Here is a 22,923-nt window from a genome sequence, read left to right as displayed (position 1 = left end):
TAGTCATATACACAGTCTTATGCCTACCCGCTATTGTAAGTGGGAGACTGTGTCCGGTCTTTCACGGGGCTGTTCCACCGCCGACCGCGCTCATGCAAGGCTGAACTTCCAGTTCCTTTAAGTTCGAACTATCCGGTTTTTGGTTCTCTAGAGAGCGTCAAGCAGCACGGCCGGTCGTGCCGCTTGACGCTCTCTAGGCAGAAGCTCCAAATCGCCTGACCTACGGTGTATTAGCAGAATTAGTGCACCCAGTAGCAGAATTAAAGCCCCTCAACAACTTCAGCGTCGACGGCACGCTCATTCAAGCGTGGGCGGGGCACAAGAGCTTCGTGCCCAAGACGAAATCGAATGACGATTCAACGCCTGGGGACGGAGGCGGCTCGCAGAAGAACTGGCGCGGCGAGAAACGCAGCAACGCTTTCGCCTCTTGCAAGGACAAGCGCTTCACGCCTTCATCGTTCGCCCGCCAGTGGGAAAAATGTCACCTAGAAAGCCTGCCAGTCGCCATCGCTTGATACGGTTGCTTGCCTCGATGCTGGCGGTCGAATTGAGGCGCTCATCTTCTTTGAATGTTTGGGACGAGCTAAAGGTGGAAGAGAAATCAGCGGCGGCGTAGACAGTAATTCGGTCGAGACACGCACCTCGGCGCAACTGATCCCAAGCTGGAAAACCGATACCACATCGCGGAGCGCGCCTGATTGCTGAGCCATCGATTGGGCTGCCGCGCTCGCTTGCTCCACCAAGGCGGCATTCTGCTGCGTAACTTCATCCATTTGAGAGACGGCCACGTTTACTTGCTCGATACCGGCGTGCTGCTCGGAGGACGCGGCCGAGATCTCACCCATCAGGTCGGCGACGCGCTTGACCGACTGTACTACCTCATTCATCGTCTGACCGGCTTCTTCGACGAGTTGTGAGCCGGCACTTACCTTCAACACCGACACGTCAATGAGGTCCTTGATCTCCTTGGCAGCGGTCGCGCTGCGCTGAGCCAAGGTTCGTACTTCACCGGCTACCACCGCAAAACCCCGGCCCTGCTCGCCTGCGCGCGCGGCCTCAACTGCCGCATTTAATGCAAGTATGTTGGTCTGGAAAGCGATGCCTTCGATTACCGTGATGATTTCCGCGACCTTCGCAGAGCTCGCGCTGATCTCCTTCATCGTATCGACCACACGGCTAACGACCACACCGCCGCGCGCGGCCACTTCCGACGCATTCGCCGCCAGGGTATTGCCTTGCTGCGCATTTTCGGTGTTTTGCTTGACCGTTGATGTCAGTTCTTCCATGCTGGCGGCCGTCTCCTGAAGCGACGCCGCCTGCTCTTCCGTGCGCTGACTAAGATCAGTGTTGCCAGCCGCGATCTGTGCCGAAGCCGTGGCAATGCTCTCGCTACCACTGCGCACACGTCCGACAATGTCGGCAAGCCGCTCGTTCATATGACGCAGTGCGCGGAGCAGTTGTCCCGTTTCGTCCGCGCCATCATCGATAATTTCGGAAGTCAAATTTCCTTGTGCGACGGTCTGCGCAACCTCAAGCGAACGGCGGATAGGCGCGACGATTGATCGAGCGATTAAGATCGCCCCAACAACGCTGAATGCAATGGCCAGAGCTACCAGCACAATGGTAGTGACCAATGTCTTTTGATAGTCGTCAGCGGCTGCTGCTGCGGCATCGTTGGCCCCCTTCGTATTCAGTACGATGTCGCGCGTGATCAGATCAGACACCGTCGAGAATAAAGCCGAGGACTGATTTGCCGCCAACTCCCTAGCTTCAATGTAATGGTCTGCTCCACCATCGTTCAGTGCGTTGACCTTGTTGTCGACCGTCAAATAGGCCGCCCAAGCCGTCTTGAAGTCCTCGAAAAGCTGCTTTTCATCCGGCGAAGATATAAGCGATTGGTATTTAGCCAGCGCGCCGTCGAGACTCGCTAATGCATCGCTGCGCTTCTTCTCTTGCGCGGCCTTCTCGTGCGCGTTGGTTGCCAACAGCGCCCCCGACGAACCACGCCTTACCGCATTGGTTGCCGAGCGAACTTCCCCCAGCGTCAACACGCTCGGCATCCAGTTGGTCGCAAGGTCATTGGTGCCTTTGTACACCCGCGACACCTGTACCAGTGCGAGCCCGCCGATCAGGCAAAGCGCAACTAGCGTCAACCCGAAGCCAACGCCAAGCTTCGCCCCGATACTAATATTTCGTAAAGCTTTCATTGAACTCTTCCCTAGTTGTACCACGCAAGAACGAGCTACGAATTCGACACGTCCGATCTACCTTTTCATAACTAACGGCGATAGCGCGTGTAACTTTAGATTTTTCCAATTCAAGAAAGGGTGTTCGACTAGAAATCAACAAATAAAAGAAAAAGCCGGCACAAAGGCCGGCTCTAAGAGCCTGTAACGCGGGGAACGAAACAGGTGAAGAGCGCTCATCATACGATTGGTGGCACTGCATCACAACTTCTATTTTTGCCAATTTTTTCTATCGGATCGATTGCATTCCCGCAAGACACGACCTTTTATCCCTCAAAAGGAGCCCTTAACGGCCAACCAACAATCCTCTTAAGGCCGAAGCCATCGCAGTTTTCTATTGAAACTTCGTTTGCGTAATACCGCGCGGCAGCCTCAAGCATGCGCCGCTTTTCCGCCTTGACGTAGATCGAGGTCGTCTGCAGCGATGCGTGACCAAGGATCGACTGCACAACATGACGCGCTCCGTATGATGCGCCGTTATCCTAGATCAATTCGGTCTCAAGTTACCGGGGCAGGTCACAACCTCTGGTTTTGACAGTGTGTGGCTTGCGCAAATCTATCCGGAATCGTGCCGGACGCTCGTCCGTTGTTTCGAGATGAAAACCGCACCAGTCGAACCTCAAAATGTCGGCAGCTGCTAATGAGCTGTAGAACTTGTCAGGTTATTCGTCCGGTCGCTGAGCCGTTGGCCATCAAACTCCAGCAGTCGCAAAACCTGGTTAGCAAAATCTCAACTTTTGTGAATCAACAACGAACCTTGATATTCCGTATGCTTCGTCAGAACGGCCCAAGCGATCCGAGCAAGCTTGTTGGCAAGCGCGCATGCAACCACATTCGAGTGTCGTCGAATCAACATCGAACGAATCCAATCTCCAAGCCTGTCGTTACGTTTTTGCACGCGCTATATGACAGCACGCGCGCCTTGCACGAGCAGACGGCGCAGATGTTTGTCACCGCGTTTGCTGATGCCGCATAAGGTCGTTCGTCCGCCCGTGCTTTTCTGACGTGGGACTAGTCCGATCGATGCGGCAAAATTTCTTCCACCCGCATACTGTGTGATGCTTCCGATCTCAGATGCGAGCAAGCTTGCCGTGATGGTGCCAATCCCCGGAATTGAAAGCAATCGAGCGGCGTTTTCGTCCTCGCGAAGCTGCGCGACCAGTTCCTTCTCGATTTCGACAACTTGGGCGTCAAGATATTTATAGTGTTCGTGCAGTCGTTGAATGATTTGGAGAAGCCTCGACGGGAGATCATTGAGCGCGATGACATCAGGCAAACGACGCAAGGTTACTTTGGAAATTGGCACCACGACGCCAAATTCGAGCAAGATACCGTGAATTCGATTGATGGTGGCCGTACGCTCCGTTACCAAACCCTCACGCGTTCGATGTAGTGCGGCTAGAAGTTGCTGGGCTTCCGTTCGAGGCTCGACGAAGCGCATTGCTGGTCGGGATGCGGCTTCACAGATCGCCTCAGCATCAATGTAGTCATTCTTATTGCTCTTCGCAAACGGCCGCACATATTGCGGCGAAATCAGCTTGCTCGCGTGCCCCATCGCATTCAGCTTGCGTGCTAGCCAGTGTGAACCAGCACAAGCTTCCATGACGACAGTAACGGCTTTGAGATTGCTGAAGAAGGAAAGCAACTGCTGACGCGAAAGCTTCTTGCGAAAGACCGCATGGCCCTTCGCATCCTGCCCGTGAACGTGAAACACATGCTTGCCCAGATCGATGCCGGTCAGCGTGACCTCGTCCATGTCACCCTCCATCTACGTTGGATCGAACCTCTCATAGTAGGACGATCGCTGGGTTCGGGCTGGCCATTTCATTATGTCGTGTTTCTGCCAAGTAGATGGAATGGTCGCCTCCCGCCTCAAGGTGCCGTCCGGCGCTGCAGACTTTCGTTCTGAGCATGCGACATTGATGGTTCGGCACTACAGCCGCCAAGGAGAACCAGATGGAACCGACGATCATTGCCACTGACTTGGCCACGCGCGTTTTCCAGATTCACTATGTCGACCCTGAATCCGGCGCGATTCACAGCAAGACACTCAAACGCGCTCAACTGGTGCCGTTCTTCTCGAACCGGCCAGCGAGCCGCGTCGTCATGGAGGCATGTGGTAGCGCCCATTATTGGGCCCGTGTTCTGGCGCGGCTTGGTCACGACGTGCAACTGATTGCAGCGCAGTTCGTGCGGCCGTTTGTGAAGTCGAACAAGAATGATGCGGCCGACGCCGCGGCCTTCTGGGAAGCAGCCCAGCGCCCAGGGATGCGGTTCGTGGCCGTCAAGACGGAAGACCAGCAAGCAATGCTGGCAATGCATCGCATACGCCAGCAACTGGTCCGGATTCGCGTCATGCAGATCAACCAGCTTCGTGGGGCTGCTCTATGAATTCGGTGTCGTGCTGCCGCAAGGCCGGCGTGCGTCGGTCGAAGCCGCCAAGGCGGCGCTGGCATCACTGGCCGATCAGTTGCCGGCGATGCTCACAGACAGCCTCCAGGATCAGTTGTCCCGACTACGAGTACTTGACGAACAGATTGCGCGACTCGAACACCGCATCATCGAATGGCGGCGCAATGACGATGCGTGCCGACGCATCTCCGAAATCCCTGGCGTTGGCGTACTCACGGCGACTGCGGCGGTTTCAGTCATCGGACAGGCAGGAACGTTCCGCTCCGGGAGGGAGTTTGCCGCTTATCTGGGCCTCGTGCCGCGACAGAATAGTTCCGGCGGCAAGATAAAACTTGTCGGCATCAGCAAACGTGGTGACGTGTATCTGCGAACCTTACTGATCCACGGCGCGCGCTCGGTCATCTCAAGTTCGAAGCACCTGTCGGACCAATTGCGCGCGCTGTTAGCCCGACGCCCGACCAACGTCGTTGCTGTTGCGCTCGCGAACAAGATGGCCCGCACGATCTGGGCGTTGCTGGCGTATGGACGAACGTATCAGCCTGCACCAGTGCAGTAAGCGAGCGTCAATCCTATAGCCCATTCACGGTTGTACAGGCGTATTGATCGATGGCAAGACAGGTTGGACCGCGCAGAGGCAAGCCTGAGACATTACTCGGACGTGAAGTCCGACAAGTAGATTAGGACCTTTGCGGCGAAATCCATCGGGGCCGGCGAGTACATCTCGCGATCGAGTCCGGATATAGTGGAATGGCCTCGTCCTACCTTCGATGGAGGAATGCTAATGATCTCGATGGAAGTGCATGGCAATATGACATTGTGTTGATGTAATCGAATTAATGATTACAAATCAATTAGTTAAATGGCATCTCCATCGATCTTAAACTTGTTAGCTACTAGTCTAGCTACTAATATGTAGACCGCTCGCTCATGCCCGAACACAACTTCAAGCCAAAGATTGTTTGCTGGCTCTTGGATCACACCCACCGCTGGAATAAGGCGCTGCACGAAGAAATCGAAATACGAATTCATCGCGCTCACGCTGAGATGTATCCGCGCGGTAATGACGAAGCCGACGTCACTATCAACAGAATGAGAGAGTTCTACTATCAACGAATGATGATGACGGCAATGCTTTTGCTCTCGGCTTCCGCTCTCGTGGTTGCCCTTGCCTCGTTGGTGGTATCTGTCATCGCGCTTCGGACTCATTGATGAACTAACGTCATGGCTAAACACCGAGCCATCACTGAGCGCCGTCGCGGCGAGTACGACGCACATCGAAATGACCTGTACGCGTTGCGGCCGACGCGGCACGTATGCCTCAATCCGTTTGATCGCTCAGTTCGGCGCTGACTTCGCGATGACGGACATAGGTGCTGAACGCGCAAGATTCCTTGACCGCACGGCATCAATTCAGTGCGCGCAATGGCGAGACGAGAGTGAATGCAATGCAAGAGTTTGGCTGCGCGTTTGGGACTCGGGCGACAGAAACAGACGACGAAGACCCGCAAAACAGACGCATCCAGGTGTTTGATTGCTGACATAGAAAAAAGCCCGCAGGGAGAAGCGGGCCAAAGCACTCAAGACTTGCGCCATAGCGACGCGAACCTAGTCTAGGAAACTTATCGCCGAAGTGCCAAGAAAATGCGCAATTCGGATGCGCCAGCGTGTTACCTTGGAACCACTGCGCCGCTTTCAGCGCCATTCAAGGCTACCTATGTCGCGCGACGTCGATGTATCCCACATTGTACAAGTCATACAAGCCCGATTGCTTGCTGCGCAAGCATTCGCCGACAGTTCGGCTCCACGCCGCGACGAAGTCACGGCTTGTTGGCACCTACTCATTCGCTTTTTCAACGAGCATGATGTCAGCAACGACCACGCGCGCCGCCTTATCGCGATGATCGAAAACGCTGCATAGAGAAAGAAAAGCCCGCCATGAGGCGGGCGATCCTATTTCAACTACCGCTAGAAAAGCGTGGCATGTAGGACATTATGCTTGGGTTAAAGATTCTCATCGAGCCACGTGATGCGCTGTTGAAGCCAGTTCTTCACGTAGTCCATTTCACCTTGATATGATCCAGTAACGACCGGGTTGGGCCACACCTGCTTATCCAGGATCGGCCAACGCACAAAATTGCGCTGCTCGCTCCCACTAGTTTGCAATGCCGCAGCGCTACTATCGAAATAGGAAGGCAGTGTATCGATGTGGGCTGCTTTCTCTTGCACCCATTTCGCTCGTATGCGCGTCTCGAAGGTCGGATCCACGCTCTTCATCCGTGAAATCCACGTGTTGTCGGAAATCCACCATCCGAGCGGGTACTGCGCACCTGAGTAGTTGACGTTACCCGCCGCGACGTCGAAATCCCAAAGCGGGCCGTATTTCAGTTTGCCGCCGGCATCTTTGTACAGGTAGATGCTTGCATACCCTTGCGCATCCTGATTCTTGAAGACCTCATTGACGAGGTACCAGTTAATCAATGAGGCAACATCAAAATATTTCTCATAGCCAGACGCAGGATCGGTAGCCGCGTTGGAAAACAGCGTGTCCTCTGCTGCTTGTACATACTGCTTGATATACGCCGCCTGCGCAGTTGAAGCCGGCGACGGCGTATCGATGCAAATCGGCACTCCATGCGTCGTGGTCCAACACACGTCATCGTCCAAGCGACCGTTAATCTCCAAGATAAAGCCAGTGTTCTCCGGAGCAACGGTATTGTCGGTATCGGCGATATTGACGCGGTTTTTACCGATCCTGATCGACTCGACCAGATCATAGACCCCCAGGTATTCGCCGTTGAGCGTCACCTCAACGGGCTGGTCTTGCGGCGTCCATGCCATCCCCAGTCGCTTGCCCAGCTCGAATGCCGCTCGGTTTCTTAGCAGCGTCTTGTCGGAATAATTTGCCAGCAAAACCCAATTTTTGTCCTTGGGCAATCCCAGTAAGGCAGCCTTCTCATCGAGCTTAATCTTATAAGGCTTCTTCGGCATCTCCCACGTACTATTTCCACGACCTCGAATGGACGCTCTTCCGGAGTACACGTAATTGCTATCGGTTTTAGCGATACTGAATGTCGCGCCAACGTAGTTGACCTTATCCGCTATGGGCGCACCGCCATCAGTGGTGATTTGCACGGTGGCTGGGAGCAGGCTGTTACCAGTGACAGCCGGCGTGGACGCACCAGTGTCGGCGGTCGGACTTGAAGTCCCACTAGCCACCGCTGGGCTAGATGCCCCGCCGCTTGATACAACGGGGGTACTAGCCGGCGCGGTTGAAGCGTCGGAATCACTTCCTTGCGCACTTCCTGATGACACAGTCCCGCTCTGCGAAGGGGACGATGCAGCAGGCGTCCCGCTTGAAACGGTGGTCGGCGCACCCCCAGCGTTTGTCGCCGTCGGAGACGATGAGTCAGAGCCCCCACCGCCGCACGCTGTTATTACGCTCGCCAGTAACAGGGACGCCGCCCCAGCGACCAATGCGCGTTTTCGCATCGATGTATGTACGTTCGGCAATACTTCTTTCATATTTTAATCAACCCCGGTTCTTCAGCTTTAAGTTCTATGAAATGACAAAAAATCGCGTTTTTCGCGCGAATATGAAAGTTTCATGAATATAAAGAAAAGGCCGAGTTATTAATAAAGAGTTACCAAATTCTTACAAATTAAACGGTCACTCCCCGCAAGGTGATGTCCAGCGAAACGTCAGAGAGGTTAGACGTGATCGCTCTAACCGTCGCCTGCGTAAAGGGGTGCACGTTGGCGTCGCCTAATCAGGTCGCAAGGCTTACGTCAATACTCCGGGAATCGATCATGCTCAACAGTCTCGTTCCTGTGAGGGCTTGACCATGCCATTGACCATCGAAACCTTCGAACGGCAACTTGCAATGCTTCCGCGCGATGAGCCGCATGCCACCAATAGACCTATCAAAGCACATTGTCATACGCTGGCTATTCGGTACAGGGCTTGCTCGAACACCGGTCGAGTCTAACCACGAAGCCGGCTTGCTATGTCACAATCCACGCCCTCACGTACCCGGCCGGTCACGGTATTACTTATTGACGACGATCCAGACATCGTTCAAATCTGGGAACTCGTGCTTTCGTTTGAAGGGATGGTAGTCATCACTGCTCGAACGGGCAGTGATGGTTTAGCGAAAGCCTTGCAAGGAGGAGCCGACGTCATAGTCTGCGACTACATGATGCCCGGCATGGACGGTCTAGCAGTATGCCGTGCATTGCGGTCCGACGAACGAACCCATAGTCTCCCAATGATTCTTTGCTCCGCTGCAAGAGGCATTCAAGCGGAAGGCTTAGCCAACGTCGTCTTAGAAAAACCCCTTTCAGTGGAAGCGTTAGTCCAGCATATCCGCGCGCTTTCGCGCCGTCCGTCAGGTCAGTAAAATCTTCTTCTAGGCTCGACGCGTTGCAGAAATCAACGCGCGTTCGAGCATATGTGTGTCTCTAATGGCCGCCATTAATCAGGGTTATGCAAGGCCTATACCCTAATTAGAGGGCCGATCTCAGCCTTGCTCCTTGAATTGCGCCGCAACGATCCCAGTAAGATTCATGCAAGAGGCGATTTCGCCCGTGGTCGCCTTGACTAGTATTTCCAACTGGACATCGATGATGACACCTTTCACGTCCCGCTCCTGGCCGAGCCCCAAGACGCGAATTGAAAACATTTCGCTGAACTATGACCGTTTGGCCGCCGATCCGGTCCTGAAACGGCAGCAGGAGTTTGAGGAACGGATGCATGTCTACGACGTTCTGATCGTCATCGGGCTTGCCACGGCCGCAATGGGTTTGCCGACGGTGTTTATTATGTTGTACTTTTTGAAAATGTAAGAGGCATTCGTTCTCAGACGGCATGCTTTCTTCTTGTCGAACATGGACGGTGCGAGGTTGCGATCCCTCGTACAGTCAAAACGCGGGAAGGGGTGCCAAAAAAAGGGCCCGCCACCGAGGGCGAGCCAAACTAGTGAGAGACAGCAGCCAAGGTGCTGCATCCTCCTATTAAGGGCACCAGCATTGCAAAATTGAGCGGCTCGTTTCATAAGTCTCAACGGTCAACTTCAACCTGAACGAGACGGATAGAATCAACCACGTCGCCGACAAGGTTTTGTCCACCGGTGTATCGTACAGCTTCAGTTGCCGTCCACAGATTCAAGATACGAGACCGCGATGCCGCAGAATCCTATCTTCGCCGACCCCAGCCGCGATGGGGAGATCGCTCGGGCCATCAGTATCGCGCTAGAGGCTCTAGTGGTTCATCACGGAATCGCCGCCCACGCTGATGGTGATGTCAGGCGTGTTGATTTCAGTCAACCTATCGAATCGTTGCGTGCAGCATTGGCTTTGCTCGGTGTTGGGCGAAACGAGTTTTTACCCTACATGCGTGCACCGGCAAAACCGGATAGAAAATGAAGGGGTGCGGCTGAATTCCGATTATGGTCGGTACTCTGCAGACAGAACTGTCACTAGACAAAGTCGGTCGGCACTCTCAAAATTTCGCGATCTCTTGGCAAACATCACTCGCTGAGAATCCGGAGCCACCTATGTTCGACGACCTCGACGAAGAGGCTACTTCTTTTTTCGCGGCGCATCCTGAACGCGCTTACTTTGCCGTGCTTCAGAGCGGCAACGCAGGTTGCAATACGCTTACGGTCTATAGCCGTCGCGATCAAGGAAGTTACTTCGACGGCGAGCCAGAGGTCATTGATTGGTGTCCTTCGGGCGGGGTATCTGCAATACCAGCTGTGCAAAGCTGGCTGCTACGGTCGCCGGAAGCCGATGACTTCATCGCGCAGGCGTTGAAAAATGCTGGGTACAGTAAGGGCTAACCGGGCCGGCGCACTACACTTGTGACTTGCGCTCGCCCACGTGCCATCCTCCTGCAAGTTTTCTAACTGGCTCCTTCCTTGCTTGCGTAACATAAAGAGTTTTGCCCGCAAGCCTTCGGAGGCCCCATGAGCATCATCGACGATCTGTGCGCAAGTTTAAGTTTCAGAGAAAGCGCGCGAGAGGCTGTGAAGGAATTCTTCCAAGACAACCATCAAGAGGAAATACACGGAAAGCGCGGCGGGACCTTTGATGCGGATGTAACGAAGGCGACCGTCTCGCTTGACGAAGTGAAGCCAGACACGATAGACGGTTTATCTGCAGCCATTGCATTAGCTGGCAGGGTGGTCCTTGAAGTGCAGTACATGGACGAAGATGGAGACGATCAGGAAAGAACGGTGGAGGGCACTTTCGACGGCTCTCTTTCCGTTGAATTTCCTTACGACCTTCTGGCTTCCGACGACCGCGACGCCCTGCTGTCCAACGTCGCAATTGAAGACGTCACTTTGAAGTTCTCGGCTTACGATATGGGAGATTAGTAAGCTTAAGTATCTTCCCTTGTCACCGAGCGCTGACCCCTAATCGAGGCCCCGTGTCATGCCAGACGTACCTGCTTTGACCACCGGCTCAAGTTTCCGCCGCACCCTCCGATATCCCAACCACTACCAAGCGTCGGGAAAGGGCCATGCAGCGCATCAGCGAAATCATTCTCCAAGCTAGCCTTGCGCTTGGCGTCTTGACGATAGCCCTACCGTCTGTAATTGCAATTCAAGAGCGCAACGAATGCCTTGATGCGTCAAGAGCGCAAACAAGCGCCCAGCCCTCAACCGGAACGGTAAATAGCAAGAGCGTCCACGACTTGACCGATGCCGAACTGCTAGCGGCCGTTGACGGTTTGCCCACTGCGCCGAGGTCCTGTCGCGACCTATCGGATATCTGGTTCTACGGCGTCCTGGCAGTTTTTGTGTTTCTGACCGTAGTCGTTGGCGCCCACATCTGCTGGCTAATTGGCCGCGCGTACAAGAAAACGATGAGCAGACTTACGTAGCCTGTTGCGTAGAAATGCTGGGATGCAAACGCGCAGGCGGAAGAGGTGTCTGTTTCTCTGACAACTTCAACGTCTTGTTGATCAATGGGTAGCGGGGTATAGCAGTGATTGGGACCGCTGGCCATGCCCGTACCACCTAGTTCGTGCTCGCCGTGGTGAACTGCGCGCAATCGCTTTTCCCAAAACGCAACCGCATGATTTCAACGCCATATTCATCGCGATAAAGATAGGTCACAGGGATATCGTTTTCGACGAACACCTTCATGGTGTCGCCTTTGCAGACAAAATTCGATGCCCGTGGGAGCATCACCTTTCTTAATGCATTGATGTCCAGATCAGACGCCTTATAGCCAACAAGCGTATAGCTGTAGGTCAACTGCCGCCCCATGCCATTCACATTGTCCAAGCGTGTCACCTTGTCGACCATAACAGGCGTATTCTTATTCATCTGATTCATTAACTCAACTAAGCTCGTCTGTATCTTTTCTTCTCGCTGAGAATGATCATAAGCATGCACCGCCGCACTTCCTGCTGCTGATCCTACACCGAACGCAAATACTTTGAATAAAAGCGCGGCTGCTGCCGCTCCAATTACGCCGACGACGCTCCAGAACTTTTTCCGTGGCACTGGCACTAATGTAATCGGCTGCGTAAGTCGGGTCTCAACGTTGCTGGCTGACCAAGTTGGTTCGGTCTTGGAAGACTCACTTTGGCCTTTCTCATCGCCAAACCAATTAGGTCCGTCTGTACCCTTGCGGAAAATCAGCGCCAGCCCCCACACAAAGTTAGCAAGTGGGACCCATAGCAGGACTGTCCACCAGCCAGACGCGTCAAAATCATGCGCGCGCTTTATAGCGGCAAATGTCCACGCGATGCTGATCGCGATAAGAAAGACTGCTTCTATCGCTTTGCCGTCCTTCTCGGCCATTGCCTCTAAAAGGCCGTAGGACGCCCCATAGAAGCAACTCAGCCCTAAAGCCGTTAGAAGGTATTGCATGCGGCCAATGCGTCCACGATGCTCGAATAACTGCCCCAATAGGCCTGGCTTGCTATGTGTCATGATCCGCTCCCGATGTTTGCCAACGATATAACGGCGCATGGCACCATCGGCTTTAGCGCGTCTCGGTTAATGACGAAGTAAATTACTTAGCGTCCTAACTAATCCTGGCTTTCAGGACATCGTCAAAACCAAGGTGCGACTTTTTCGAACCTGATCAGCGGTTACAGCAGAATTTGCTGTAACCGGATGTTTTGCAAATAAAATCAATGACTTAATCGTGAAAACCGCGCGCCGGTTACAGCGGTTACGCTACTTCTAAAAAGACCTAAAAGTGATTTTGTGTTTATGTTAGATACCCAGAATCGCCGTAACTCCTGTAACCCGAGCATCCACAAATCGCTGGAACCCTTGCTGCGTAGGGGTTTAAGCCGGTTACAGCAACCTGACGCTGTAACCGTCCTGAACAATATCAATCTCGACACAATAAAGATCGTCATGTTCCCGATTCAGCGCAACTATACCAATAAGAGAACTATACCAACGCAATGTCGTTGCGCATTTTTGGTTTCATACACCTAAACTCACTTGCGGAGCAAGAAATAACCGTTTATAGTTATTCCACGCAATTGCTTTAGCACTTGCAAAGACAAAAAAAAGCCGCGCTCATAAGAGGCGGCTAAATCACTAACAGATGGAGTAATTATGCACATTAACCGTGCTGTTAACAAGCATGCGATCCTGGACCCGCTGGACGGCGATCCGGCCTTTGAATCGTTGGTAATGGATTTTGAATACCGCGAGAACTGCGTCATGCTCGCGAACAAGACGATTCGTCTGTCTCGCGTTCGTCCTTCGGTCCACTTAAATCAGTCCCGAGCAATCCGCCGTGTTCGTCACCCGCACGCTTCGCGTCGTCGTTCTGCCGCATCGAAAAATTCATCCAGTGACGGCGATGGCCCTGGAGAGCCACATGCGGTAATTCGTTCGGCGCGCGTCAGCCGCTTGGGAGGTGCAAAATGAATGCACGCCCGAATTTCAATGATGAATTTTCCAAAGCACGCGCAGCACTTGCATATCTCGATCTAGCCGACCGCGACATTTGGGTTAAAGCCGCAATGGCACTCAAAAGCGAATTCGGTGATTCGGCCAAAGAAAATGTGGCTCGAAGCGTCGGCCAATTGCAGCAACTTCAAACAAAGCTCAGCCGAATCGACGTGGAAATCCGTTAAAGCCGGTGGCGGCGTCAGCCTTGGTACGCTCTATCACTTTGCCAAGCAGAACGGATTTGATATTGCGTCGTTTCACCCACCTGTCATCAGCTCGGCAGAAATACATGCGCGTCGTCGTCAGCGAGAGGAAGCAGACGCGCGAGCAAACGAACAACGTCAACTGACGGCGGAGGCTGCGGCGCGACAAGCGCAACGCGATTGGGACTCATCGGAGCCGATCAGCGCGAACCATCCATACGTCGTTAAGAAGGGCATCAAGCCGTTCGGTGCTCGTCAATACGACGTGGACGTTATCCTGGCTATTAAAGACGTTGACGGTACGATTCACAGCCATCAACGCATCGCCCCTTCGGGCGACAAGCGTTACCTCGCAGGAGGCACCAAGACCGGCCATTTCGTTAACGTAGGCAATGAGATTACCATTGCTACGGACGAGATACTGATCGCCGAGGGATGGGCCACCTGCGCCAGCATTTTCGAAGCCGTCGGAGGTTGTGTAGTCGCGGCACTCGATGCGCCTAACCTCGGGCCAGTGGTTAAAGTGCTCCGATCACGTTATCCCCAGGCCAAGATTGTCCTGTGTGCCGATGATGATTATGGAACAGAAGGCAATCCCGGCTTTACTGCTGCTGAAAAGATTTGGCGCTCTGTTAATAACGTGACGATGTGCATGCCGGAATTCAGCAACCGGCCTGACGTATCGAACGAAACTTTGGTCCATAAGAGTTTTGTTGACTTCAACGACCTGGCGCGCGCGGATGGAATCGAGCAGGTACGTCTCTGCCTTAATCGTGAATACGTATGTCCTGCTGAAACAACTGAGAGTAACGACGACGCTCCAATCGCTGCTGTCATGAGCGTAGAAGAAATGATTCAGAATTTCGTCTTCATTGGTGACGGCAGCTTTGTCGCGAATATCAACAAACCGAATAAGCCAGTTAGCTTTTCAAATTTTAGGCAGCTTACAGCGGCGTCATACACCATGAAGGGCAAGAAGCAATTGCTTCACGCCGATGAATGGCTTAAACACGAGCAAAGACGTACTGTAATGACGCTGACCTTCCGTCCGGGCCATTCAATTTTCACGGAAGACCCGCATGGCAATACGGCGGTCAACACATGGCGTCCTATTACTCGCGGGCCAGCTACTGTGCACGTGACACCGTTTCTTGAGCACGTCAAATATCTGTTCGGCGAATACGCCGACAAGTTCTTGGATTGGCTAGCGCATATTGAGCAAAAGCCCGGCGAACTGCCGCACTATGGCTGGTTGCATATTGCGCGCGAAACCGGGACAGGTCGCAACTGGATCGCAAGCGTGTTGAGCCGCCTTTGGAAAGGCTACTTTGCGGCAAACGTAGACCTCGGCGCGCTTCTTGAGTCCCAATTCAACGGCGCATTGGCAGGAAAGCTGATGGCGCAGGTTGACGAAATCCGAGAAGGCGGCAGCGATAGCTTCCGGCACGCCGAAAAGCTGAAGTCGATCGTGAATCCGGAGTTTCGCGATATCAATCCGAAGTTTGGACGCCAATTCACGGAGTTTAACGCATGCCGGTGGCTCGCATTCTCCCAGCATGCGAATGCTCTGCCGCTCGCGGACAATGATCGTCGCTGGTGGGTTTGCAATACCGAGGAAAAGCCGCGAGATATTGGCTACTACATTAAGTTGTATGCCGCTCTGAACGATGAAGGCTTTATCAATGCTATTGGAGTGTTTCTGGCTGAGCGCGATATCAGCGAATTTAACGCTGGCGAACGCCCGCCATTGAGCCAGGCCAAGCAAGACGCTATTAATGCGAGCAAATCCACAAGTCAGCGTAACGCCGAGGATTTAGTTCGTGGATGGGAGGCCGATATTATTGTGAACAACGCTGCTGTATTGTGTCTGAATGACGGCGAGCAGAACGGCAAGATGACTTCGGCCCTGAAGAATGCACTAATGGATGCGGGAGCAGAGGCAGGTGCACGTGTTGTCAAGATTAAGGGTGAGCCATGCCGTTATCAAATCCTCCGCAATGCGGACAAGTGGCGCGTTGCACAACCGCATGAAATCTCAGCAGAGATTTTGAAAATCGAGCCCAATTTTTGGGCAAATGCTCACCAAACCCTCCTCGATAGTCTCTCCAAAATGGAGGTGTCGAGGTGAGCAATGCTAAACAGGCTGCGGCCTATTACGCCGCAAATCGTCAAAAAGTTTTGAAGAAGCGCCAAGAACGGTACCGTGCAAACATTGAGGCTGAGCGCGATTATCAAAAGCGATATTACGAACAGAACCGCGACGCCATATTACTAAAACACCGGCAGAAACGGGAGGCACGCGATGTTGATTAAATTCAACGACCAGCAGCAGCGTGCAATTAATCAAGCGGTCGATTGGTTCAGAAAATCTGCTAAGCCGTTCTTCAATCTCGGAGGCTTTGCGGGCTGCGGAAAGACCACCGTCGCCCGCACTATCGCCGAACTATGTTGCCCCGATGGCGACGCGACGTACATCGCCCCGACTGGCAAAGCTGCAGCGCGGCTCCGCGAGAAGGGATGCAGCACCGCCATGACGCTGCATAGGCTCATCTATCGATTCAAAGGCACGGACGCATCCGGCAAACCGATATTTCACGACCGCGATGCATTAGATTTTCGTCCTCGATTGGTTATTTGCGACGAAGCATCGATGGTAAGCGAGCGTCAAATGCACCACCTTCTGCAGCACGGCATTCCTGCCTTGAATCTTGGTGACCCTGGGCAACTTCAGCCAGTCGGAGGAAAGCAGTTTTTTCGAATGGACAATCTTGATGTTCTTTTGACAAAGATTGAACGACAAGGCGCAGGATCATTGATTGTCGAGGCAGCGCAATATGTCCGCCAAGGCGGTGTACTGCGCGTCGAAGGTGAAGATGAGGGAATTCGTGTCAGACACGGACGGGCGTCCCGATCCATAGTTTTGGAACATACTGGCGACGATTACTCGCAGATTGTGTGCTCTAGAAATGAGACTCGCGTGACTATCAATCAGAAAGTACGCGATCTGTACGGCTTTAGTGGAAGCCTTCCGCAAATTGGCGAGAAGGTGCAATGCCGGTTCAATCAACACGATGCGGAATTAATGAATGGCGAATTGGGCTTCGTACTTGATATAGATGACGGCGAAATTGCGCTTGACGTTGGTGGTCGCCAGGTCATCGCTGAATTCAAACCTTCGATGTTTAACTCCGAAGATGATAAAGGTGTGGGGGCTTTTGCTCATGGCTACGCGATCACTATCCATTCGAGCCAAGGCTCCGAATGGAAAAAAATCCTAATGTTCGACGATATAACCCAGCGCAACACGTATTCACGGCTGGCTTATACCGGTTTCACACGCGCTGCTGAACAATTGACGATCCAAATCTAAGGAGATCACCATGCATGAAGAATTTTTTGCAGCCCTTGATGCCGCCGAAGAAGACGAAGCGGACTTTCGGCACGCCATTGATGATTTGGTGCAGCTGTCCGAGGTTCAGGTCGCGTTTGCTGCCGGCCGCGCCTTCGACATTGCCGATATCGAAGAGGAATTGTGAGGATACCGCTGCCACAGGCCGGTCGCTGCTTCCACGACGCTCAGGAGCCGCCGCACGAGACGGTCAGGAAGTGCGTGCACCGCCGGTGTTCAATTCCTTTGCGCGCGTTACGCCCTCAAGTCGGTGGCCTTTGTGTCGTTATTGAAGATTCCGCCTAAAACTAACACTGATCGCTGCGTTCGGGTCAAAGGGCCCCGAGGAGAGTACACCGTGCACACGCAACAAACACAAAGCGAAATACTGAGGCTGGAAGTGCTACGCTCGTTGCGGCTGCTCGACACGCCAGCAGAGGGCTTTTACGACAGTATTACCGATCTGGCCGCCAATATATTTGGGGTACGTTCCGCGCTCATTACTTTCGTTGATGCCGAGCGGCAGTGGTTCAAGTCGCGTCATGGATTTGAATGCGAAGAGACGCCTCGGTCTGTGTCGTTCTGTTCCCACGCGATCCGCGAATCCGGTTTAACCGTCATCCTTGATGCGTCTCAAGACGGAAGGTTTGCTCATAATCCTTTGGTGGTCGGAGAACCCGGCATCCGTTTTTACGCTGCCGCGCCTCTTGTTATCAACGGAGGGGTAGCCGTCGGCACGCTCTGCTTGATCGACGGTCAACCGCGCTCCAGCTTCAGTCAGAGAGAGCAGTCTATGCTTTGGGCCCTTGCGCAGGCAGTCATTGAGCGGCTGGGCGCGCTTAATTCCTTGGCGTACAGTGACGAAGCGACAACACTCCCAAACCTTGCACGTTTCAATCTTGACGTTGCTGCCTTCACTTCGAATAATTCGCAGGCGGGATTCACGCATGCGGTGATGATTGATATCTGCCCGCTGGAATATGTTAACCGTATGGTGGTAGCGTTGGGCGTCGAGACGACGGTCCACGCCGCCATCCTTACGACAGAACGACTGAGCGCGGTCTTACCCAAGGGCATCACGCTTTATCGGGTGGGCTACGCAAGATATGCATTCCTGGTGAAAAGCGGCGCCGAGATCGCTCGCCTGCTGGCAGAACGATGCGTAGCTAGCCACGCGAGCCCGTTAATCCTCAACCGTTCCATTCCCGTTGAGGTGGTCTCTTCAGCAGGAATTTCCTCGCTTGCCGCCCCAACTGACCCTGCACGCTTACTCGGAGCGTTGATTACTGCAGCAGACGCTGCGCGTGAATCGAACGCAGCAGTCTTGCTTTACGATGACAAGATGAAACAAAGCCGCGAGCGAGCATTTGTCATCTTAAACTCGATAAAAAGTGCACTCGGCGGCAAGGACCAATTTTATTTGGTCTATCAGCCTCGCGTTCGTCTGTCGGACAATGCCTGCGTCAGCGCAGAAGCCCTCTTGCGTTGGGACCACCCTCGCCTCGGGAATATTTCTCCTGTCGAATTTATTCCTATCGCTGAACAGACGCTGCTCATTGAGCTTGTGACGGATTGGGTCTTGGAGGAAGGCATCCGGCAGTTGTCGATTTGGCGAGAAGAATTTCCGGATCTGATCATCTCGGTGAACATCGCAGCATCCGACCTTTGCCGGGCAGATTTTGTTGAGCGAGTCACCGCTGAGCTTTCCCGGTATGGCGTACCGTCGTCGTGTCTGGAGCTCGAAGTGACTGAGGGTGCTGTTGTGCAGAGCCCAGAAGTGGCGGCGTCGGCGCTCGATCGTTTGCGAAAAGCAGGGGTCAGTGTCGCAATCGACGACTTTGGTTCAGGGTTCAGTAACCTTACCCAACTTCACAATCTACCGGCGGATGTGTTGAAGATTGACCGGACCCTCGTCTCGTCGATGCTGGAAAGTCATCGGGACGCTTTAATCGTCCACTCAACGATGGAACTAGCCCACGACCTCGGCTACAAAGTTGTGGCTGAGGGCGTCGAGAATGCAAAGCTTTATGCCATGCTGGCTGAAAGTCGATGCGACGAAGCTCAAGGCTATTTCATCAGCCGCCCGCTCGGTCGCGAAGCCTTCGAGCAATGGATGAGATTGCATGCTACGGCGTTTGTGCCACCGGGGCAAACCAAGAAGCCTTGATAGTCCAGCGCGACACGATGCCTGCGCCGCGCGGCTATCGTCGTCGGTTCAACAGCTCATTCAGCCGCGACGCCCGTTCCGTTTTGATGCTGCCACCAACGGCCGCTTCTGCTGACTCAAAGCTCACGTAAATCGTGGTAGCGGGCAGATACTCATTTGTTTGGAAGTATCGCGCCAGCGCAACGTCTCGATCTTCATCAAGCACGACGAGCGGCAACGCATCATCCGGCGCCTGCAACAGCTCATCGAGCGCGGCCAGCTGCGCGCTATCCATGCGGCCCACTGCTGCCCGAATATCATCTAAAGTCATGTGCGCTCCTGGTACTCTACATCGGTCGCGCCTTCGACCGGCTTGCCAACTGCCCGCAAGAGAGCGGCGATACCTTCGATACGATCTGCCGCCGTCAAACCGTCGTTGATGTTGACTTCGGCGCGCACTTCGGCCGGCAGCATCTTTGACCAAATCGAATAGAAGGCGGCCGGGTCGGACTTGCCCCAGCGAACAAGTGCATCGACACCGCCAAGCTGTTCGAATGCCTCTGTCAATGCGCTCTTGACGCTAGCAGTCGTTTTGTTCAATACACCCTTGCGGCCCTTAGCGCGGCCAGCGTCAAGGTTCGCCAGCGATTTCGGATTGAATGCCATCTCTACTCCTCTACCATCCACGCGGGGCGACAACAATCACGCTGGGTGCGGGTATCCCGGCTGGCATCGAACCAAGCTGATCGATTCCTGACATGCTCGACTCGCACATCATCAGCGCGTCATAGCCCGACAATACCGGTTGCCCTGCACACTCCGCATGCCTCGGGTGTCGATGCAACTCCGCGATCCATTCTTCCTGAGACAACCGAGTGTTGACGCATTGGTTTGCAAAAATGAACGTCTGGCATTGTTGAGCAGCCGGGGGCGGAGTACCACAGGCGGAGAGTGTTAAAGCCGCGACGATGATCAAATATTTAATGCGCATGGCGGCCCCAGACAGTCGAATTCGTCACAGGGCGCACCTCGGGATATTTCGTCAGGTCTCTTGTTTCAAAGTGAATTTGATCACTCAAATTAATGGCCAGGAATTCGAAGCGGCCGATCTCCTGGCTGTCTCGTCGCAAGATTACATAAGGAAGTTCGAACGAGCACTGCGAATGGTTTGGGAAAGGCATCTCGCTTTGGCCTCTCGTCAAGTATTCTTCGATCACGCGATCAAGAAGTGCATCCCATGTCGCGCCGCTCAAATTGATTTGCATGTTCACACGCTCGCGACAAAACACGCGGTTAAAGGGTCCCGCTGCTCATCCGTTAGCCACGCGCGGCGACGAAACGCAAGCTGACGGCGATAACAATCCACATCAGCCGCACTGAGCGCAGCTTCAAACGCCTGCATTGGCTCTGCGTCTGGGTCAACCCGGCCTCGCCCACGTCCACGATCTTTGTCTCGACGGCGGCTGGCCTCGGGTTCGTCATCGGTGACGCCGAAGAGAACTGGCGCTTGACTTGCGCCAACGTCGAAGAACGATTCAAGCAAGCTCATGTGGCCTCCGTTAGCGATGCTTCGGCTTTGCAGCCTCGTTCATCTGCGCGATACGCGCGTTGATCGCGGCAACGCCATCTAGGCCAATCACATCTGCCACGGTGCCTTTCGCTGGAGAGCAATCAAGTATGACTGTCTGTTGTGCGGGTACTTTCACCGTCACGCGTTGACCCATCGTTGCGACGATCACAGGAGGCTCATCTGCCCATGCCGCCGCCGTGACCGTCAATAGTGCCGCTGCTGCAAATCTCATTGCCTCTGTCCTTTAGGGGGCCGCTCGTCAGCGGCCAGCTATCGATAGCTTCCGCACCCTCGATTGGCCGATCTCGGGCTAACGGTGTGCAACGCCACCTGGCCTGGCTTTGTTGCATTCCTATGGTCCTGCAAAAGCTCACCTTCAAAAACTTCTTACTCGCGCCTCAAATCGTCATTGATAACCGCTTGCCTTGCGGGGCGGTATAGTTCTCCAAGTCATTGATTTGCTTACCCTTATTCTAGATCAGTGCGTATGCACTTACTAGTGCCGGCTTACAACACCTTCATCATTAGTAGTGCATATTTGTGTTGTATACGCACGCAGACGTGCGTAAAACTTATGGACATACGAACGGAGGATTAGATGGAGCGCTTCAACGTCAACATTCCCGCACATATTGCCGCACAGTTGCGCCAGATTGCGGAGGAAACGGGCGCAACAGTAGCGGAGCTAATTCGGCGCGCGACCTACGAATTCATCACGAATTTTAAGCCGAAAGGCTGAAAAGGCGACGGCCAGAGCGTTCGAGCGCTCCAGCCGTCATTAATGCAGCAAAAACTATCAGGGAGTTTTCGCCATGAGCATTTTGACATATTTGCAGACGCCTGAATCAACCCTGCCCCGCATTGCTTCGCTTACCGACGCAATGCGCTGTTGGCCGCACAAATTAGCGTACTGCACGATCAGATTTTGCTTGCTGAAGTAGAGAAGTTGTTCGAGTAAGAGGCGGCGCGCGTCGTGCTGGACACATGACGCGCACCTAACCACACCCGTTTGAGAGGCAAACGAACATGGCTGATTTCATTTTATCAACTTGTATCGACTGGACGATGCGAGACATCGAATCGAGCATTCGTGAAATTGCTGCACAAAACCGGAAGATCGACGATCAAATCTCTTCGCTGGAGTTTCAGGTTGAGGTACTGATGAGGTCAAAGGAGGCAGCATGAAATCAATCGTCGTAATGACTGCGCTCCTGGCATCAACTGGTGTGCATAGTGCAGTGCTGCTAGGCCACGACCTTTCACAGCCGCTTTCCTCGATTCCTGACACGCGCTCCGTGTCATCTGGCGTCGCAGATTTGGAGCCACAGACCCGACCGGCATGGGCGCAAGGCGTAATCAGCCTGACCGTTCAAGACGGACGCGTTAGCCAAGCATTCATTGCTGCGCCTAAGCCGGTCGTGCTGCCTGACACTGGGCCGCTGGATGATGCGCTCATCGCCCATACCGGCAACACCTGGACTTACGCAGACGGCTCGAAAGCATCGTACATACAACGCCTGCCCGAATCTCAAATCGGGGTAATCGCCATAGAGAACATTCCGACAGCCGTCTTAGTGAACTCGTTGAAACCGCAGGATCATCCGGTTAACTGGACCTGGTGTGTCGGCTTGTTCGCCGCGCTTGTCGTGGGCGGGTTCATCCGCAGAAGCATGAGCAAATGAAAGCGCTAATTGTCGCTGCATTCTTAACCGTTGCTCCCGTCGCTCATGCCGATGAGTTTTGCGGGCCAAACGGACCACGTACCTTGACCGGCAATTCTTTCGCAGAACAGTTTTGTGCCCATGAGCACATGGGCGGTGTCCGTGCTGGAACGGTCATCGAAGCACAACCGGCACTCCCCGTACCAACGGAAAGCGGATGGCTGCTCTATACGGGCGTCTTCGCCGCGAGCTTTGTGTTCGGTGGGGCACTTTGCTGGCGATTGCTTTGTGCATATTTCGGCGAACGTGACCGCCGATTTCGGGAACGTGACCGATTCGGCAAGGTCGGGCGTTGCGCGGTGTCGATTGT

Annotated in this window: 25 protein-coding genes and 3 pseudogenes; 19 read left to right on the top strand and 9 right to left on the bottom strand. The window is 53.9% G+C overall.

From position 1 onward, the window contains the following. Positions 1-275: 275 nt before the first annotated feature. Positions 276-416, top strand: a pseudogene (locus NCT04_RS33415) (IS5/IS1182 family transposase); the annotation flags it as partial. A 69-nt stretch (positions 417-485) separates the two neighbouring features. Here NCT04_RS33415 and NCT04_RS33410 read toward each other — a convergent pair. Further along, complete coding sequence (locus NCT04_RS33410; protein WP_250470103.1) at positions 486-2,207, bottom strand: methyl-accepting chemotaxis protein; 1,722 nt, start codon at positions 2,205-2,207, stop codon at positions 486-488. A gap of 769 nt (positions 2,208-2,976) precedes the next feature. Then, positions 2,977-4,002, bottom strand: a pseudogene (locus NCT04_RS33400) (IS110 family RNA-guided transposase). Between the two features lie 200 nt (positions 4,003-4,202). Between NCT04_RS33400 and NCT04_RS33395 the strand changes: the two are divergent. Both NCT04_RS33395 and NCT04_RS33390 read left to right on the top strand, forming a co-directional pair. After that, a pseudogene (locus NCT04_RS33395) lies at positions 4,203-5,214 on the top strand (IS110 family RNA-guided transposase). A gap of 371 nt (positions 5,215-5,585) precedes the next feature. Beyond that, positions 5,586-5,867, top strand: coding sequence for a hypothetical protein (locus tag NCT04_RS33390; protein WP_250470102.1), 282 nt, complete (start codon positions 5,586-5,588; stop codon positions 5,865-5,867). Between the two features lie 792 nt (positions 5,868-6,659). Here NCT04_RS33390 and NCT04_RS33385 read toward each other — a convergent pair. Next, positions 6,660-7,790 (bottom strand): CotH kinase family protein, encoded by a 1,131-nt coding sequence (locus NCT04_RS33385; protein WP_250470101.1) that lies wholly within the window; start codon positions 7,788-7,790, stop codon positions 6,660-6,662. An 872-nt stretch (positions 7,791-8,662) separates the two neighbouring features. Here NCT04_RS33385 and NCT04_RS33380 point away from each other — a divergent pair. The 5 genes from NCT04_RS33380 to NCT04_RS33360 all read left to right on the top strand — a co-directional run bounded on the left by NCT04_RS33380 (position 8,663) and on the right by NCT04_RS33360 (position 11,032). Continuing rightward, complete coding sequence (locus tag NCT04_RS33380; RefSeq protein WP_250470100.1) at positions 8,663-9,055, top strand: response regulator transcription factor; 393 nt, start codon at positions 8,663-8,665, stop codon at positions 9,053-9,055. Between the two features lie 166 nt (positions 9,056-9,221). Next, a complete protein-coding gene (locus NCT04_RS33375; protein ID WP_250470099.1) occupies positions 9,222-9,500 on the top strand; it encodes a hypothetical protein in 279 nt (92 codons plus the stop codon). A gap of 336 nt (positions 9,501-9,836) precedes the next feature. Then, positions 9,837-10,079, top strand: a complete 243-nt coding sequence (locus NCT04_RS33370) for a hypothetical protein (RefSeq protein WP_250470098.1) — start codon at positions 9,837-9,839, stop codon at positions 10,077-10,079. A gap of 131 nt (positions 10,080-10,210) precedes the next feature. Continuing rightward, complete coding sequence (locus NCT04_RS33365) at positions 10,211-10,495, top strand: hypothetical protein (protein ID WP_250470097.1); 285 nt, start codon at positions 10,211-10,213, stop codon at positions 10,493-10,495. Between the two features lie 126 nt (positions 10,496-10,621). Next, a complete protein-coding gene (locus NCT04_RS33360) occupies positions 10,622-11,032 on the top strand; it encodes a hypothetical protein (protein WP_250470096.1) in 411 nt (136 codons plus the stop codon). Positions 11,033-11,677: 645 nt separating this feature from the next. On the opposite strand, the gene NCT04_RS33355 is transcribed toward NCT04_RS33360, so the two are convergent. Continuing rightward, positions 11,678-12,601 carry a DUF805 domain-containing protein gene (locus NCT04_RS33355; RefSeq protein WP_250470095.1) on the bottom strand — a complete coding sequence of 308 codons (924 nt, stop codon included), beginning with the start codon at positions 12,599-12,601 and terminating at the stop codon, positions 11,678-11,680. Positions 12,602-13,243: 642 nt separating this feature from the next. On the opposite strand from NCT04_RS33355, the gene NCT04_RS33350 reads away from it, so the two are divergent. The 7 genes from NCT04_RS33350 (at position 13,244) to NCT04_RS33320 (ending at position 19,343) form a co-directional block, all read left to right on the top strand. Continuing rightward, a complete protein-coding gene (locus NCT04_RS33350; protein ID WP_250470094.1) occupies positions 13,244-13,561 on the top strand; it encodes a hypothetical protein in 318 nt (105 codons plus the stop codon). Next, positions 13,558-13,770, top strand: coding sequence for a hypothetical protein (locus NCT04_RS33345; RefSeq protein ID WP_250470093.1), 213 nt, complete (start codon positions 13,558-13,560; stop codon positions 13,768-13,770). Before NCT04_RS33350 ends, NCT04_RS33345 begins: the two co-directional genes overlap by 4 nt. Next, the gene (locus NCT04_RS33340) at positions 13,697-15,916 is read left to right on the top strand and encodes a DUF5906 domain-containing protein (RefSeq protein WP_250470092.1); all 2,220 of its coding nucleotides are present in this window, start codon (positions 13,697-13,699) and stop codon (positions 15,914-15,916) included. The genes NCT04_RS33345 and NCT04_RS33340 overlap by 74 nt, the downstream gene beginning before the upstream one ends. Beyond that, positions 15,913-16,101, top strand: coding sequence for a hypothetical protein (locus NCT04_RS33335; protein ID WP_250470091.1), 189 nt, complete (start codon positions 15,913-15,915; stop codon positions 16,099-16,101). The genes NCT04_RS33340 and NCT04_RS33335 overlap by 4 nt, the downstream gene beginning before the upstream one ends. Continuing rightward, a complete protein-coding gene (locus NCT04_RS33330; protein WP_250470090.1) occupies positions 16,091-17,158 on the top strand; it encodes an ATP-dependent DNA helicase in 1,068 nt (355 codons plus the stop codon). The genes NCT04_RS33335 and NCT04_RS33330 overlap by 11 nt, the downstream gene beginning before the upstream one ends. A gap of 10 nt (positions 17,159-17,168) precedes the next feature. Then, the gene (locus tag NCT04_RS33325; RefSeq protein WP_250470089.1) at positions 17,169-17,324 is read left to right on the top strand and encodes a hypothetical protein; all 156 of its coding nucleotides are present in this window, start codon (positions 17,169-17,171) and stop codon (positions 17,322-17,324) included. 210 nt (positions 17,325-17,534) lie between these two features. Then, positions 17,535-19,343: a sensor domain-containing phosphodiesterase gene (locus tag NCT04_RS33320; RefSeq protein WP_250470088.1), complete on the top strand. Its 1,809-nt coding sequence runs from the start codon at positions 17,535-17,537 to the stop codon at positions 19,341-19,343. Positions 19,344-19,377: 34 nt separating this feature from the next. On the opposite strand, the gene NCT04_RS33315 is transcribed toward NCT04_RS33320, so the two are convergent. The 5 genes from NCT04_RS33315 to NCT04_RS33295 form a co-directional block, all read right to left on the bottom strand. Then, positions 19,378-19,653, bottom strand: coding sequence for a hypothetical protein (locus NCT04_RS33315; protein ID WP_250470087.1), 276 nt, complete (start codon positions 19,651-19,653; stop codon positions 19,378-19,380). Beyond that, a complete protein-coding gene (locus NCT04_RS33310; protein ID WP_250470086.1) occupies positions 19,650-19,988 on the bottom strand; it encodes a hypothetical protein in 339 nt (112 codons plus the stop codon). The genes NCT04_RS33315 and NCT04_RS33310 overlap by 4 nt, the downstream gene beginning before the upstream one ends. Before the next feature lie 314 nt (positions 19,989-20,302). Further along, a complete protein-coding gene (locus NCT04_RS33305) occupies positions 20,303-20,587 on the bottom strand; it encodes a hypothetical protein (RefSeq protein WP_250470085.1) in 285 nt (94 codons plus the stop codon). Between the two features lie 2 nt (positions 20,588-20,589). After that, a complete protein-coding gene (locus tag NCT04_RS33300; protein ID WP_250470084.1) occupies positions 20,590-20,871 on the bottom strand; it encodes a hypothetical protein in 282 nt (93 codons plus the stop codon). A 10-nt stretch (positions 20,872-20,881) separates the two neighbouring features. After that, a complete protein-coding gene (locus NCT04_RS33295; RefSeq protein WP_250470083.1) occupies positions 20,882-21,124 on the bottom strand; it encodes a hypothetical protein in 243 nt (80 codons plus the stop codon). A gap of 366 nt (positions 21,125-21,490) precedes the next feature. On the opposite strand from NCT04_RS33295, the gene NCT04_RS33290 reads away from it, so the two are divergent. The 4 genes from NCT04_RS33290 to NCT04_RS33275 form a co-directional block, all read left to right on the top strand. Next, on the top strand, positions 21,491-21,631 hold the full coding sequence (locus NCT04_RS33290; RefSeq protein WP_250470082.1) for a ribbon-helix-helix domain-containing protein: 141 nt from the start codon (positions 21,491-21,493) through the stop codon (positions 21,629-21,631). A gap of 287 nt (positions 21,632-21,918) precedes the next feature. Beyond that, complete coding sequence (locus NCT04_RS33285) at positions 21,919-22,077, top strand: hypothetical protein (protein WP_250470081.1); 159 nt, start codon at positions 21,919-21,921, stop codon at positions 22,075-22,077. Continuing rightward, positions 22,074-22,574, top strand: coding sequence for a hypothetical protein (locus NCT04_RS33280; protein WP_250470080.1), 501 nt, complete (start codon positions 22,074-22,076; stop codon positions 22,572-22,574). Before NCT04_RS33285 ends, NCT04_RS33280 begins: the two co-directional genes overlap by 4 nt. Further along, positions 22,571-22,923 (top strand): hypothetical protein (locus NCT04_RS33275; RefSeq protein ID WP_250470079.1); only part of this gene is annotated, 353 nt, incomplete at its 3' end. The genes NCT04_RS33280 and NCT04_RS33275, both read left to right, overlap by 4 nt.

This window comes from Caballeronia sp. GAFFF2 (genome assembly GCF_023631485.1).
Lineage (GTDB): Bacteria > Pseudomonadota > Gammaproteobacteria > Burkholderiales > Burkholderiaceae > Caballeronia.
The sequence above is the reverse complement of the archived record's forward strand: the minus strand, read 5'-3'. Positions and strand labels throughout refer to the sequence as shown.

Excerpts from the sequence above, each read along its gene's own strand:
- NCT04_RS33410 (WP_250470103.1), bottom strand. The coding sequence starts at position 2,207 with ATGAAAGCTTTACGAAATATTAGTATCGGGGCGAAGCTTGGCGTTGGC.
- NCT04_RS33390 (WP_250470102.1), top strand. The coding sequence starts at position 5,586 with ATGCCCGAACACAACTTCAAGCCAAAGATTGTTTGCTGGCTCTTGGAT.
- NCT04_RS33380 (WP_250470100.1), top strand. The coding sequence starts at position 8,663 with ATGTCACAATCCACGCCCTCACGTACCCGGCCGGTCACGGTATTACTT.
- NCT04_RS33375 (WP_250470099.1), top strand. The coding sequence starts at position 9,222 with ATGCAAGAGGCGATTTCGCCCGTGGTCGCCTTGACTAGTATTTCCAAC.
- NCT04_RS33370 (WP_250470098.1), top strand. The coding sequence starts at position 9,837 with ATGCCGCAGAATCCTATCTTCGCCGACCCCAGCCGCGATGGGGAGATC.
- NCT04_RS33365 (WP_250470097.1), top strand. The coding sequence starts at position 10,211 with ATGTTCGACGACCTCGACGAAGAGGCTACTTCTTTTTTCGCGGCGCAT.
- NCT04_RS33360 (WP_250470096.1), top strand. The coding sequence starts at position 10,622 with ATGAGCATCATCGACGATCTGTGCGCAAGTTTAAGTTTCAGAGAAAGC.
- NCT04_RS33355 (WP_250470095.1), bottom strand. The coding sequence starts at position 12,601 with ATGACACATAGCAAGCCAGGCCTATTGGGGCAGTTATTCGAGCATCGT.
- NCT04_RS33350 (WP_250470094.1), top strand. The coding sequence starts at position 13,244 with ATGCACATTAACCGTGCTGTTAACAAGCATGCGATCCTGGACCCGCTG.
- NCT04_RS33345 (WP_250470093.1), top strand. The coding sequence starts at position 13,558 with ATGAATGCACGCCCGAATTTCAATGATGAATTTTCCAAAGCACGCGCA.
- NCT04_RS33340 (WP_250470092.1), top strand. The coding sequence starts at position 13,697 with ATGTGGCTCGAAGCGTCGGCCAATTGCAGCAACTTCAAACAAAGCTCA.
- NCT04_RS33330 (WP_250470090.1), top strand. The coding sequence starts at position 16,091 with ATGTTGATTAAATTCAACGACCAGCAGCAGCGTGCAATTAATCAAGCG.
- NCT04_RS33325 (WP_250470089.1), top strand. The coding sequence starts at position 17,169 with ATGCATGAAGAATTTTTTGCAGCCCTTGATGCCGCCGAAGAAGACGAA.
- NCT04_RS33315 (WP_250470087.1), bottom strand. The coding sequence starts at position 19,653 with ATGACTTTAGATGATATTCGGGCAGCAGTGGGCCGCATGGATAGCGCG.
- NCT04_RS33310 (WP_250470086.1), bottom strand. The coding sequence starts at position 19,988 with ATGGCATTCAATCCGAAATCGCTGGCGAACCTTGACGCTGGCCGCGCT.
- NCT04_RS33305 (WP_250470085.1), bottom strand. The coding sequence starts at position 20,587 with ATGCAAATCAATTTGAGCGGCGCGACATGGGATGCACTTCTTGATCGC.
- NCT04_RS33300 (WP_250470084.1), bottom strand. The coding sequence starts at position 20,871 with ATGAGCTTGCTTGAATCGTTCTTCGACGTTGGCGCAAGTCAAGCGCCA.
- NCT04_RS33295 (WP_250470083.1), bottom strand. The coding sequence starts at position 21,124 with ATGAGATTTGCAGCAGCGGCACTATTGACGGTCACGGCGGCGGCATGG.
- NCT04_RS33290 (WP_250470082.1), top strand. The coding sequence starts at position 21,491 with ATGGAGCGCTTCAACGTCAACATTCCCGCACATATTGCCGCACAGTTG.
- NCT04_RS33285 (WP_250470081.1), top strand. The coding sequence starts at position 21,919 with ATGGCTGATTTCATTTTATCAACTTGTATCGACTGGACGATGCGAGAC.
- NCT04_RS33280 (WP_250470080.1), top strand. The coding sequence starts at position 22,074 with ATGAAATCAATCGTCGTAATGACTGCGCTCCTGGCATCAACTGGTGTG.